At 69.6% G+C, this 12,072-nt stretch carries 14 protein-coding genes; 10 read left to right on the top strand and 4 right to left on the bottom strand.

The window, feature by feature from the left end; translation table 11 throughout:
* Positions 1-70 precede the first annotated feature (70 nt).
* Together ACZ6S0_RS33725 and ACZ6S0_RS33730 are read left to right on the top strand one after the other, a co-directional pair.
* Entirely contained in the window at positions 71-853 is a 783-nt protein-coding gene (locus ACZ6S0_RS33725) for an SDR family NAD(P)-dependent oxidoreductase (RefSeq protein WP_465923356.1), read from the top strand.
* A 153-nt stretch (positions 854-1,006) separates the two neighbouring features.
* Positions 1,007-1,504 carry a cupin domain-containing protein gene (locus ACZ6S0_RS33730; protein WP_465923357.1) on the top strand — a complete coding sequence of 166 codons (498 nt, stop codon included), beginning with the start codon at positions 1,007-1,009 and terminating at the stop codon, positions 1,502-1,504.
* A gap of 70 nt (positions 1,505-1,574) precedes the next feature.
* On the opposite strand, the gene ACZ6S0_RS33735 is transcribed toward ACZ6S0_RS33730, so the two are convergent.
* A complete protein-coding gene (locus ACZ6S0_RS33735; RefSeq protein ID WP_465923358.1) occupies positions 1,575-1,835 on the bottom strand; it encodes a hypothetical protein in 261 nt (86 codons plus the stop codon).
* A 351-nt stretch (positions 1,836-2,186) separates the two neighbouring features.
* Here ACZ6S0_RS33735 and ACZ6S0_RS33740 point away from each other — a divergent pair, with 351 nt between their 5' ends.
* Positions 2,187-2,324, top strand: coding sequence for a hypothetical protein (locus ACZ6S0_RS33740; protein WP_465923509.1), 138 nt, complete (start codon positions 2,187-2,189; stop codon positions 2,322-2,324).
* A 14-nt stretch (positions 2,325-2,338) separates the two neighbouring features.
* Here ACZ6S0_RS33740 and ACZ6S0_RS33745 read toward each other — a convergent pair whose 3' ends face one another.
* On the bottom strand, positions 2,339-3,142 hold the full coding sequence (locus tag ACZ6S0_RS33745) for a PIG-L family deacetylase (RefSeq protein WP_465923359.1): 804 nt from the start codon (positions 3,140-3,142) through the stop codon (positions 2,339-2,341).
* A 223-nt stretch (positions 3,143-3,365) separates the two neighbouring features.
* Here ACZ6S0_RS33745 and ACZ6S0_RS33750 point away from each other — a divergent pair, with 223 nt between their 5' ends.
* From ACZ6S0_RS33750 to ACZ6S0_RS33770, 5 genes are all read left to right on the top strand, one after another.
* The gene (locus ACZ6S0_RS33750; protein WP_465923360.1) at positions 3,366-3,845 is read left to right on the top strand and encodes a serine hydrolase domain-containing protein; all 480 of its coding nucleotides are present in this window, start codon (positions 3,366-3,368) and stop codon (positions 3,843-3,845) included.
* 229 nt (positions 3,846-4,074) lie between these two features.
* Positions 4,075-4,650, top strand: coding sequence for a DUF6879 family protein (locus ACZ6S0_RS33755; RefSeq protein WP_465923510.1), 576 nt, complete (start codon positions 4,075-4,077; stop codon positions 4,648-4,650).
* A gap of 28 nt (positions 4,651-4,678) precedes the next feature.
* The gene (locus ACZ6S0_RS33760; protein WP_465923361.1) at positions 4,679-5,563 is read left to right on the top strand and encodes a helix-turn-helix domain-containing protein; all 885 of its coding nucleotides are present in this window, start codon (positions 4,679-4,681) and stop codon (positions 5,561-5,563) included.
* Positions 5,564-5,620: 57 nt separating this feature from the next.
* On the top strand, positions 5,621-6,016 hold the full coding sequence (locus tag ACZ6S0_RS33765; protein ID WP_465923362.1) for a hypothetical protein: 396 nt from the start codon (positions 5,621-5,623) through the stop codon (positions 6,014-6,016).
* A 265-nt stretch (positions 6,017-6,281) separates the two neighbouring features.
* Positions 6,282-6,785 (top strand): glycine-rich domain-containing protein, encoded by a 504-nt coding sequence (locus ACZ6S0_RS33770; protein WP_465923363.1) that lies wholly within the window; start codon positions 6,282-6,284, stop codon positions 6,783-6,785.
* A gap of 466 nt (positions 6,786-7,251) precedes the next feature.
* Here ACZ6S0_RS33770 and ACZ6S0_RS33775 read toward each other — a convergent pair whose 3' ends face one another.
* Positions 7,252-9,111, bottom strand: a complete 1,860-nt coding sequence (locus tag ACZ6S0_RS33775; protein WP_465923364.1) for a DUF305 domain-containing protein — start codon at positions 9,109-9,111, stop codon at positions 7,252-7,254.
* A gap of 232 nt (positions 9,112-9,343) precedes the next feature.
* Here ACZ6S0_RS33775 and ACZ6S0_RS33780 point away from each other — a divergent pair, with 232 nt between their 5' ends.
* Both ACZ6S0_RS33780 and ACZ6S0_RS33785 read left to right on the top strand, forming a co-directional pair.
* A complete protein-coding gene (locus tag ACZ6S0_RS33780; RefSeq protein WP_465923365.1) occupies positions 9,344-9,838 on the top strand; it encodes a SigE family RNA polymerase sigma factor in 495 nt (164 codons plus the stop codon).
* Complete coding sequence (locus ACZ6S0_RS33785; RefSeq protein WP_465923366.1) at positions 9,835-11,082, top strand: hypothetical protein; 1,248 nt, start codon at positions 9,835-9,837, stop codon at positions 11,080-11,082. Before ACZ6S0_RS33780 ends, ACZ6S0_RS33785 begins: the two co-directional genes overlap by 4 nt.
* 86 nt (positions 11,083-11,168) lie before the next feature.
* Here ACZ6S0_RS33785 and ACZ6S0_RS33790 read toward each other — a convergent pair whose 3' ends face one another.
* A complete protein-coding gene (locus ACZ6S0_RS33790; RefSeq protein ID WP_465923367.1) occupies positions 11,169-11,927 on the bottom strand; it encodes a class I SAM-dependent DNA methyltransferase in 759 nt (252 codons plus the stop codon).
* Positions 11,928-12,072: the final 145 nt, after the last annotated feature.

Here is a 12,072-nt window from a genome sequence, read left to right on the forward strand (position 1 = left end):
ACGCGGGTACGACATTCCGGCAGTCGCGCAGGGGCACGCCCGCTCGAACCGACACCGTCAAGGAGACACCATGCTCGACACCCGCCTCGCGGGCCAGAACGTCCTGGTCACCGGTGGAGCCGGGAACATCGGGGCGGCGATCGGCCGCGCGTTCGCCGCCCAGGGCGCACGCGTGGCGATCCACTATCTCGCCCACGACTCCCCCGCGCCCACCGGCAGCGGATGGGCCCACGTCACGCCCGCCGCCGACGAGGCCCACCGGCTCGCCGCCCAGTTCGGCGACGGCTCGTTCGCCGTCAGCGCGGACCTGTCCGAGCCCGACGCCCCCGCCCGGCTCGTGGAGACGGTCGCGGCCCGGCTCGGCTCGATCAACGTGCTGGTCAACAACGCGGCCCACTGCGAGTCGCCGGACACCGTCGACACGCTGACCCACGGCTCGCTCGAACGGCACTACCGGGTGAACGCCATCGCCCCTGCGCTCCTGACCGCCGAGGTGGCGCGCGTGCGGCGCGGCGACAACCCGTTGTGCGTGGTCAACATCACCACCGACGCCGCACGGGCGTTCCCCGGCCAGACCGGGTACGGCACGTCGAAGGCCGCGCTCGAAGCGCTCACCCGGTCGACCGCGCTGGACCTGGCGGCACGGGGCATCCGCGTGAACGCCGTCGCGCCCGGCCCCGTACAGACGGGCTGGATCGGGGCGGACCTCATCGACGAGGTCACGGCGATCGTCCCGTTGGGGAGGGTGGGCGAGCCGGACGACATCGCCGACGCGGTGGTGTTCCTGGCCTCTCACCAGGCCCGCTGGATCACCGGCCAGGTGCTGCAGGTGGCGGGCGGCCACGCGCTGTGACCACGGCCGGAGGACCTTGACAGGCGCGGACCTTGACAGGCTCCGCTTCGCCCAGAAACGCACCGATCGCCGAAGATTCCACCAGGAGAGGGATGTTTTTCCGCCGGGATGGTGCAAGGTTGACTCCGGCTCTTTACCAGACAGGAGATCGTCATGCGTGAATACCGAATCGGCGGCTCGCCGACGGGCGCCCCGCCGGCGCCCTTTGTTTCCGCGGCGGGTCAGGGTGAGCGGGCCGCCACGCCGCAGGGCACGGGAATGTTGATCAAGGCGTCGAGTGAGCTGACGGGCGGCGCGATCGGCCTGCTGGAGAGCGCGGACCCGCCCGGCTCCGCGACCGTCCTGCACAGCCATGAGGTGGCGGAGCTGTGGTACATCCTGGACGGCGCCTATGACTACTACGTCGCCGAACGGTGGCTGGCCGCGGAGGCGGGCGCGGTGGTGTTCGTCCCGCCCCGGGCACCGCACGGTTTCGTCGCCGGTCCCGAGGGCGGGCGCAAGTTGACCATCTTCGTGCCCGGCGGGACGGAGGGGTACTTCCGCGACATCCACCGCGCGTCCGAGGCGGGCGAGCTGACGAACGAGATCATGCGGGCACTGGACACCACCTACGACCTGACCACCATGGGCCCCCTGCCGCCGCTGCGATGACCGGGGTCTCGGCCTCGGGTCGTTCGCGGGCCGCCGGGGGTCGGGGACGGCTCCCGCCGTCCCCACCGGCTCACGGCTCGGGCCGCCGCTCCCAACGGCCGCCGCGCGGCAGGGTGACGGCCATGATGTCGCTGGGGATGTCCAGTTCGATGCGGTGCCACCGCCCGCGCGGGACGATGGCGGCGGTCCCGGTGTGGATCGTGCCGCCATGGTGGAGGTGGATCGCGGACGCGTGGAGATCGAACGGGGTCACGGTCCTGCCGGGCACGACCTCACTCGCCAGCGCGCGGCGCAGGACGGCGCCGAGTTCGGCGAGCCGGCGCTGGGACACCTCGGCCGACAGGATCGCCTGGGACCCGTGGAAGGTCCCGGCCCAGGTGCAGCTCGACCGGCACGCCCGCCTGGAGCAGGCGCAGCGCGTACGTGATGGCCTCGTCGCGGTTGGGGCACAGCTCGGCGGTGACGACACAGCAGGCCCGTACCGCCCTGCGCTTCACCACCCCGCGGCGGCCGGTCGTCCACCACGACGACCTGGGCGTGCCGGCGCTGCTCGCGCACGTGCCGCAGGCGGCCGCGAGAGACAACGCCGACGTCGCCGCGATCACCCGCGTGGCCGCGAACCCGGACGACGTGGAAACCCTGGACGCCCAGCGCCACCGGCTCCCTGCGCCGCGCCGCCGACCTGCTCCGCCTCCACCACAGCAGCGTCGCCCGGCGGCTCGACCACCTCGGGCAGGTGCTGGGCGTCGACCTCAGCGAGCCGGCCGGGCTGACCCGGGCCAGGCTCGCCGTCACCGCCTGGCGCCTTCTCGACGACTGACAGGAGCGCTTCCGTCAGGTTCTGACGCGACGGCCGACAGCCTCGCCCGTGCCGCCAGGACGGCCGAGGGTGGTCTCCTGGGCGCCGGTGAACGAGACGCGGCGGTACCACTCGTTCGCCAGCATCTGGGCCCTGGCCTGCTCGGGCAGCGAGGTGAGCAGGGTCATCGACGCGCCGCGCCCGACCTCGGACTCGTGCGCGTGCATGGCCGCCCACTTGCGCTCGGCCCACCGCCCGACGTCGAGGTGGGTGGTGACCTGCTCGTCGGGGACTCCCGGCAGCGTCAGGCCGGGCTCGGGAGGCGTACCGAAGACCGCCTGCCAGTGCGACACCACGACCGATCGCGGGATGGTCGCCAGGTAGAGGGCGCTCGGCCGCCAGGGATCGCCCGTGTCCCGGTAGAGCTGGTCGTACCCGGCCGCCTCGACCGCGGCCATGGTCACCCGGTGCACGTGTACGTGGTCCGGGTGACCGTAGGAGCCGTACCCGTCGTAGGTGAGCACGACGTCGGGACGGAACTCCCTGATGTGCTCGACCACCCGGTGCACCGCCTCGTCGAACGGCACGTCCACGAAGCGCGGGCCGCCGGGCGCGGACTCGGGCTTGCCGGCGTCGGCGTAGCCGAGCAGCCTCGGCCTGCCCGCGCCGAGAATGCCGAGGGAGCGCTCCAGTTCGCCGGCCCGCCGGGTTCCCTCGGCCCAGGTGCACGTGACGACGGCGGTCCTGGCGCCCTCGTCGGCGTACCTGGCCAGGGTCCCGCCGGTCCAGATCGCCTCGTCGTCCGGATGCGCGTGCACGGCCAACACCCCGAAATCCACGGGTACCTCCCCAAAGCGATCAGCGGCCGCTCATCGTAGCGTCCGGGCTCCCCCGCCGTCGCTCGTACGCCGGGGTCGGGTGGCGGGAGCGGGTGTACGACGCACCGGACGCGCGCACGCCGGAAGCGGCCGCCCTGGTGTGGGCAACCATGTGGTTTTCCGCAGGTCGCTGGGTGGTCGCCCGCATGGCACCGGCGTGTCCTGAATCCTTAGCGTCGTCCCCATGTTCCTCACCAAGATCACGGCACTCCTGCTCGCCGTGACCACCCTCACGCCCGCCCACGACTCGCTCCGCCAGCAGCTCGACGCCCTGGTCACGACCAAGGCCCTGTCGGCGGTGCTGGTACGGGTGAGCGAGGACGACAAGAGCCGGACGTCCGCGACCGGATATCGCGACCTCACCTCGCGCAAGCCCGCCGACCCCGCCGCATACTTCCGGATCGGCAGCGTCACCAAGTCGTTCGTCGCCACCGTGCTCGTGCAACTCGCCGACGAGGGCAGGCTGTCCCTCGACGACCCGGTCGCCAAGCACCTGCCAGGAGCGCTGCCCACGGGCAGCACGATCACCGTGCGGCTACATCGTGAGTCTGGGGCTTCTTGTTGTTTGCCGTTGTTCAGGGTCATTCGTCGGCAGGGTGCTGACGTTGTGCTGACCCTTCGAACCGCATCCTGGACGCCAGCCCTTGACTCCATCTTCGACTGACTCCAGGCTCACCGGTTGAAGGCAATATTGGGCAATGCGCGAGCGAGGAGAGCGCCATGGCATTCCACTTCGTCGGCATGGACCCCAACTCCCCCGACGACAAGTGCTGCGCCGTGTTCGTCGATGACGAGACGGACAAGATCTTCTTTCAGGGCAAGCTCGTTACCGATCCGGCTGTCCTGGCGAAGATCGCGAAGCATAGTCCCATCGGGGCTGATGAGGCTGTGGTCTGGCAGCCGGGCCGGATGAAGCCGATCATCGGCGAGGCGATAGCGGGCACGTTCGAGGCCGGTCGCGTCGGGCACGGGCCGACGACGATCAGGGACATGATTCGCGGTGCCCGGCGTTCGGCCGTGCACCTGGAGATACGCGACACCACGACCCCAGCCACTCCGCGTTCCAAGACTTCCTTGCTGGCGGCTCCGGCCGCTACGAGCGTCACGGATGGACCGATACGGTTCGAGAGGCCGTAGGGCGTGGAGTCCGGATTCGCCGCGCACGGGTCGTGTCAGAGCCGATCAGCGACTACATCCGGTGGGAGCACATGATCACGGACGAGAACGTCGAGGCCGGTGAGGAGGTGCGTTGGCTGCCGCGTCGCCAGGCGTTCGACCTGATGCTGCCCGGCACGGACTTCTGGATGTTCGACGGGAAACTGGTCTGCTTCAATTTCAGCTCTGGCGCGGGAGTGGACACCGAGGAGGATCAGTTCTCGAACGATCCCGATCTGGTCACTCGATGTCTCGCGATGTTCGAGCAGATTTGGGAACGGGCGATCCCGCATCAGCAATACCAGCCAAAGTAGCTCAGATCGGGCATTCAGGGCATTCACCATGGCGTCACCTCCCTCCCCCTCCTCCAGCGCCCAAGCCGCGCGGCAGCGCCTGGCCGACCAGCTTCGCGAGATCCGGGAGGATTCCGGGATCACCGGCCGCAAGCTGGCCGAGCTGGCAGGGTGGCACGGCGTCTCCAAGGTCTCCAAGATCGAACATGCCGCCCGCCCGATCTCCCCGGAGGATCTGCGCACCTGGTGCCGGGTCTGCGAGGTATCGCCAGGGCGTACTGAGGAACTGTTGGCCGAGCTGCGCGCGGCGGCCGGGATGTGGGTCACGTACAAGCAGCTTCATAGACGAGGACTGAAGGGGGCACAGGAGTCGGTCAGGGATCGCTACGAGCGTGTGCGCTTGATGCGCGTTTACTCAAACAGGGTCATCCCTGGCCTTCTCCAGACGGAGGGCTACACCACAGCGGCCTTGGAGGCCGTCCGACATGAGCAGGCCCTTGAGGTGAATGACGTTGCCGGGGCCGTGGCAGAACGGATGGAACGCCGTCGTGTCTTGCACCGCTCAGACGCCCGCTTTGCGTTCCTGCTGGAAGAGAGCGTGTTGTGGTACCGAACCACGCCTCCAGCCGTGCATGTGGAACAGCTCCGGCACCTGCTTTCGGTGATGCTGATGCCCTCGGTGCTGATCGCGGTCATCCCACGGACCGCTGACCGCACCAGCAGCGGGTGGGGCGTGTGGCCGGAAGAGTCGTTCACGATGACGGACTTCGCTCAGGTGAACGTGGAACTGGTGTCTGGCTACCTAACGATCGTGCAGCCCGACGAGATCGCTATGTACGTGTCTGCGTGGGAAAGATTGTTTCCTCTCGCCGTCGTCGGCGAGTCGGCTGAGAAGCTGATCCGGAAAGCGATCGAAGCCCTGCCCTTCGACTAATGGGCAAACATGGGCAACTTTTCACGCCGTGTAGATGTTTGCTTCTAACTTCAAGGCATGGCGGGCACACACACAACAGGATCGGACGCTGATCTGCTCTGTCGGCCGATCACAGAGGAAGAGGCCACAGGGCAGAACGCTGCCCTCAACCGCGTCATCACGCATCTGAGGGCACGCGGTATCCATGGGCAACTGATCAGGCGTCGTGCCGACCGATGCGAGGTCAAGCCCTACGGCAGTGCCGAGACGCTGTGGCATCCGCCGGAACTCGTGATCTTCGCCGACGCTGGTTGGAAGGTGGCGACGGTGTCCATCGGGGTGCGTTCTGGTAGCTACATGGTGGAGTTGCCGAGTGTCGGGGCGGACAACGAGCCGCAGGCCAGCAGGGTGGAGGTCGTCTCACCCGACCAGCCGCAACGTGTGGGCGTGCTGGTCGCGCAGAACGCGGGGTGAGCTAGTGGGCTCCAGCAAGACGGCCCGCTGCGCAGCCGTCCACGTTCCCGAACTCGTCTGGGTCGTCCGTGACAAGCGGACCCAGTACGGCATGCTCGGGTGCATCAAGGCGTTCTCCATCCACGACCAGGGCGGTCGTTGGCGTCTGGATCCCCGGCTGCCCGCCCGCGATGGTGTGGCCTGCCCGTCCTCTCGGGCCGCCCGGCCCGAAACGAACTCTCGGGGGCGCCACCAACCCCCACCCACCGTTGAAGGGAGCAAGCCCGTGTCTTCACTGGTCGGCATGCACACCGGCATAGCCCTGCTGGAAGACCCCCGCCACCCCGGCGACGACAGCGCCGCCGAAGCCCTGTTCGAGCGGATCGCCGCGCGCATCGTGGCCGTTCACGATCTCGCGCCGGAGACGGCACGCACGGCGTTGGACCAAGCGCTCGTCTTCGTGGCCGTGGCCGCCCGGGATACCTCGCGGGCACTGTCGCCGTCCCCGCTGGTCGATAAGGCGTGGGACACGTTCATCCTGTACACGGTCGAGTATCACCATCACTGCCGGCGCCACGGCGCATTCGTGCACCACACCCCGAACGACAACCCCGAACTCCTGGCCAGTGGACGGAAGGTGTTGACGGTGGCGGAGACCGCCGACCTGTTACGGCGGGAAGGCTTCTACGTGCTCGACAGTGTGTGGCCCCGCGATGCGGTGGCCGCCTCGAAAGCGAACTGCACGTCGTGCTACACGGGTGATCACGTCGGCGACGGCGACGGCGGCTGACAGCCGCAGCGTACGTCTGCGTTTTCACGTACGAGGTTGACGTACAGATGAAATTGGCCCCGGCTGTGAAGCCGGGGCCGTGATGCCCAACGGCTACGCCGCTGCGTCAGGGGCCTGGAAGAGCGCCTCAGGCGTGGCCTTGGCCGGGCTCATGCGAGGAGCCTTAGCACCGTACCTTCCTGGGGAGCGCTGGCGGTCGCCTGCTTGGCCATCATGGACATCAGGATCTCCTGGAGCATCTCGGTTCCGGCCGGGGTGGTCAGGAACGCACGTACGGCGTTCGTCTGACCTGCGGCAAGAGCGTGTACGGGCACAGCGGCGCGATCTTCGGCTACCTCACGTACGCGCTGCGCTCGGACGAGGGCCGCACCCTGGTGATCTCCGCGAACCCCACACCGGCCAGATCCCCGCCAACGCCCTGCCCAAGGCCCTGGCCACCGTCTTCTGCTGACCGGGGAGAGGAAGGCTAGGGCGTCTTCTGGACGAGCACCGGAGTGTCCGTTCCGGCCCCGGTGACCAGGAGGTAGCGCTGCCGGTCGCGGGCGGTGCCAGGAGCGGTGCCAGGAGCGGTGAGCGCCTCCCTGAGCGGCCCGATCGCCTGGGCGATCTGGGCCCCCGAGGCGTTCGCCCTGAACGTCGCCAGCTCCTGCCGCTCCGCGAACGGCGGCGTACGCGAGGAGACGAGCCACAGCGTGTACGCGCCGCCGGGCCTCAGCCCCGAGGCGGCGATCTCCAGGGTGTCGAGAGGGCCCATGGCGTTGACCGAGACGGTGGCGCGCCCGCGCCCACCGGTGCCGGGCGCGGCGGTCAGCTCCAGGTGCCCGGCGATGGCCGCCTGGCCTCGGGGGCGCAGGTTGGCCGTGCCGGGGCCGGAGGTCACCGCCCGCGGTACGTAGACCAGGGCCATCGGCTGCTGCCCGATCGGGATGGTGGCGATGACCCGGTTGGTCCTGGTGTCGATCGCCGCGACCGCGTCCTGGTTCTCCAGGCCGACGTACACCCGCGTGCCGTCGCCCGATCCCCACACGCCGTGCGGCAGGTGGCCGACCGGGATCGTGGCGACGTGCCGGGGATTCGCGCCGTCGCGACGGTAGACCTTCACCGCGTTCTCCGCGCCCACGGTCACGTACGCGAACCGGCCGTCCGCGTTGTCCACGGTGGTCACGTGGTTGGTGATGGGCCCGGTGTCGAGGGTCGCCAGGATGCGGAACGGCGGCTCGCCGCTCATCACCTGCGTCTTGCCGCTGTCCTTGAGGGTGAACCACACCTCCTTGCCGTCCCGGCTGACCGCCAGGTTGGGTGAGAAGGGGCTGGCCTGGGGAACCCTGGCAATGACCCGGTACGTGCGGGTGTCCACGACGTCCACCTCGGGTGTGAAGCTCGACGGCACGTACGCGTAGCGGCCGCTCGGATGGAAGAGCACCATGCCGGGACCGTTGGCCGTGCCCACCCGGCGCTTCTCCCGCATCGCCACCGGGTCGATCACCGACACGTAGTCCTGCCCGCGTACGGTCGCCCACACCTCCTTGCCGTCAGGGGTGAAGAACGCCTCGTGCGGCGAACGGCCGACGTAGACGACGCCCTTGACCCTGTTGGTGCCCGTGTCGATCAGGCTGACCGAGTTGGACGCGATGGACACCACCGCGAGCGTCCGGTGGTCGGGCGAGAAGCCCATTCCGTGCACCAGGAGCTGCCCCTTGTACAGCGGGTTCAGCGCGGCGGGCACGGTGTCGCCGAGCCGGATCACGCCGAGCAGCCGGTTGGCGGCGGGGTCGATCACGGAGACCGTGTTCGAGGTCTGGTCGGCGGTGTAGACGCGGTCGCGTCCTGAGACCGGGATGGCGGAGCCCGCGGGTCCTGCGGCGCTCGGCGACGGCGCGGGTTGCAGCGTGACCGCCGCCCGGCGGCGCATCACGTCGATCTCTTGGCGCTGGGTCACGATGATCTCCTGGGCCAGCCGCCGCAGCACCGGATCCTTCCCGTACGCCAGCTCGGCCACCGCCATGTCCACCGCCCCCTGGTGGTGCGGGATCATCATGGCCGCGAAGTCGCGGTCGAGGTCACCGCTCGGCCGCACGGCCGCCATGTCCCGGTGCATCCGCGCCATCATCCGGGCGAAGGGCGAACCATCGGGCGAGCCATCGGACCGGCCATCGGCGGCCGGTGCTGAGTGGACCGGCGCCTGGCGGACAGACGCTTGATGGACCGGCGGCTGGTGAACCGGCGCTTGGACCGATGCTCGGTGCGCGTGCTCCCCGCCGCACGCGGCCACCCCGATGGCACAGCACACGGCCGCCCCCGCCACCCGCCGCGTCCCCGTTCCCATCAGCCGGTCCCTCTCCCCGCACGGATGTCGCTCGCGCCGAACGCCCTGCTGCCCGCCGCCACCCGCAGCATGCCGGGCCACCTCGTTCTTCGTCGTACTTTGACCCGGGATCTAGGTGTTCACCGGCCGGTGGCGGAGGTCGCGTCATGACGCCGTGCCGAAGATCTGGAGGGACGGATGCAACACCTGTGGTCTTCGTTCCGTCTAGGTCGGGATGGAGGAGGATGCACACGTGCACGAAGATCCGCTGTTCGAGCAGTTCGTGGCCGAGCATGTGGACGGGTTGCTGCGCTACGGCTACGTGCTGACGGGCAACCCGCACGACGCGGCCGATCTGGTGCAGGAGGCCCTGGTCCGGCTGCGTGGTTCGTGGTCGCGGGTACGCAGGAAGAACGCGCTGGAGGGTTACGTCAGGACGACGATGACGCGCCTGCACATCAATTCCTGGCGGGTGCGCAGGCGCGAGTACGTCACGGCCACGCCGCCCGACAGCGCCTACGAGGACGTGCCCTACGAGGGCTCCGGCCTCTGGGAGTCGCTGTCCAAGCTGCCGCCGCGCCAGCGAGCAGTGGTCGTACTGAGGTACTACGAGCAGTTGACGGACGCCGAGATCGCGGACGTGCTCGGCGTCTCGCGCGGCACCGTACGCAGCCAGGCTTTCCGCGCCCTCGACAAACTCCGCGCCGACCTGCCGGAAATCGTGAGGAGCATGGGGTACGTTACGTGACCGACGAACTGGAGACCTCCCTGACCGCCGAACTCGCCGCCGCGGCCCGGCACGCCCCCCGCCCCGCGCACGACCTGCTCGCACGCGTCGAGGAGGCGCACCGCAGGCGTCGCAGGAACGGCGTGGCGGGGCTCGCCGCCGCGGCGTCCGTGGTCCTGCTGACCGCCGGCGCGCCGTTGGTGATCGACGCGGCCAGAGGGACGCCGGTCGCGACTCCCCCGCCGACCGCCGCGGCCACCAGGAGGCCGGTCCAGCAGGCGGACCCGGTGTTCCCGCCGATCGAGAAGGTCTGGCCCGGCGCCGTGCACGTCGTGCCCGCGCTCCTGCCGAACGGCAGACCGTTCCAGCCTGAGGCGTTTCTCGACGACCACACCGTCCTGGTCCGTACGGAGAAGGACGGACACGCCGACAAGATGGACGGCCTGTGGGCCTACGACGTCAAGGCGCGGACGGCGCGGCTGCTCGTCCAGGTCACGCCGCCGCCCAAGACCGTCGTCACCGTGTCCTCCGTGCTGGCGGACCGCGATCGGCTGTACTGGTGGACCGTGCGCAAGCAGGGCAGCAAGCGGATCGTGGACATCTGGACCGCGCCCAGAAAGGGCGGCGCGCAGCGCCGGCTGACCACGTTCGAGGGCGTGCCCGGTCACGGCGGCATCGACCTGGAGATCGTCGGCGACAAGGCGGTGTGGACGCTGTGGGGCAAGGGCGGGGTCTACGAGCTGCCGCTGTCGGGCGGCAAGCCCCGGCTGCTGCCCGGCACGTCCGGACACACGCTGATCGGCTGGCCCTGGGCCGCCACCCCTCGTTTCGACCCCCAGCGGTATGGCCCCGACCAGCGCGACCAGCAGCGCATGAACGAACTGGTGGTCTTCGGCGACCTGCTCAACATCGAGACGGGGAAGCGCAGCACGGCTGCCGTCGAGCCGTTCGCCACCTGCGGGATCAGTTGGTGTGTCAAGGGCGACACCCTGGAGGGCCGCGAGGGCGGCACCCGGGACCTGCCCGGCAATCCCGTACCCGTCGACTCACCGGCGCTCGACCGCTTCCTCACCCTGTCCCAGCAGGACAAGAACGGCAAACTGCGCGGCGCGGTCCTGTACGACGCGACCACCCGCCGAGCAGGCGATCTCGGGCTGCGTCCGGCCGAAGACCCGTCGGCGTCGCTGGACTACCGGTCGAACGGGCTGTTCTGGTACACCCGGGACGGCAAACAGGTGATCGTGAACCTGGACGCCATCCGATGATCGGCCGCGACCCCACGCGACCCGGCCGGGCGGCCCTACCGGGTCGCGCGGGGATCGCCCGGTGGTCCTCCGGACTTCGGGCGCGGTCAGAGCGGCGCCCGAGAGGCGTCCGCCCGCCGTTCGTAGACGCTGATGTGACGCCAACTGGCGGCCGTGTACGGCTCGCCCTCCCATCCTCCCCACCGCTCGCGCAGCCGGAGGCCCGCGATCCGGGCCATGAGGTCGAACTCGGGCGGATGGGCCAGACGGAGCCTGATGGGGCTGAAGACGATGCCCTGGGCGCTGACGCGGACGTGATTCTCGTCGAGCACCTGGGTCACGGGGTCGTAGCGGCAGACGTCCAGGCCGACGTGGTCGACACCGATTCGCTCGACGTCGACGAACTGGTGGCCGGGCCGCGCGGGGGCGCTCGGCACCCGGCACTCGAGGACGAACACCCCCTCGTCGTCCAGGTGCCGAGCGGCGTTCTCGAAGCAGCGGACCTGGTCGTCCTGGCCGAGCAGATTGCCGATCGTGTTGTACACCAGATAGACCAGCCCGTACGTGCGCCCGGTGGTGACGCGGGACATGTCGCCCATGGTCACCTGGATCTGGTCGCCGTCCGGCTTCTCGCGCATCCGGTCCACCATGTCGGGCGACAGTTCGATGCCGTCCACGCGCACGCCGGCCCTCGTCAGCGGCAGGGCGATGCGGCCGGTGCCGACCGCGAGCTCCAGCGCGTCGCGCCCGCCCGCGAGCCCGGCGAGGAACGCGACCGTCCGCTCCTCGTCACCTCGGGTGTCCTCGGCGTCGTACCGCTTGGACACCTCGTACCCGAAGCTCGTCCGCGGGTCGAAGCCTTCCATGTCGTCCTCATTCCGTTCGTGCTGCCATGACCGAATGACCGCGCGTCACGTGATGAAGTCCAGGCCATCCGCACCCGGCGGCCAAATGAGGTAGCTCACGGCTTAATGATCATCTTCGATCGGCGAGGGCCGCGAAAATGGTTTG

Source organism: Nonomuraea sp. NPDC051298 (genome assembly GCF_055586305.1).

Excerpts from the sequence above, each read along its gene's own strand:
- ACZ6S0_RS33790 (WP_465923367.1), bottom strand. The coding sequence starts at position 11,927 with ATGGAAGGCTTCGACCCGCGGACGAGCTTCGGGTACGAGGTGTCCAAG.
- ACZ6S0_RS33760 (WP_465923361.1), top strand. The coding sequence starts at position 4,679 with ATGGCGTCACCTCCCTCCCCCTCCTCCAGCGCCCAAGCCGCGCGGCAG.
- ACZ6S0_RS33725 (WP_465923356.1), top strand. The coding sequence starts at position 71 with ATGCTCGACACCCGCCTCGCGGGCCAGAACGTCCTGGTCACCGGTGGA.
- ACZ6S0_RS33730 (WP_465923357.1), top strand. The coding sequence starts at position 1,007 with ATGCGTGAATACCGAATCGGCGGCTCGCCGACGGGCGCCCCGCCGGCG.
- ACZ6S0_RS33750 (WP_465923360.1), top strand. The coding sequence starts at position 3,366 with ATGTTCCTCACCAAGATCACGGCACTCCTGCTCGCCGTGACCACCCTC.
- ACZ6S0_RS33765 (WP_465923362.1), top strand. The coding sequence starts at position 5,621 with ATGGCGGGCACACACACAACAGGATCGGACGCTGATCTGCTCTGTCGG.
- ACZ6S0_RS33775 (WP_465923364.1), bottom strand. The coding sequence starts at position 9,111 with ATGGGAACGGGGACGCGGCGGGTGGCGGGGGCGGCCGTGTGCTGTGCC.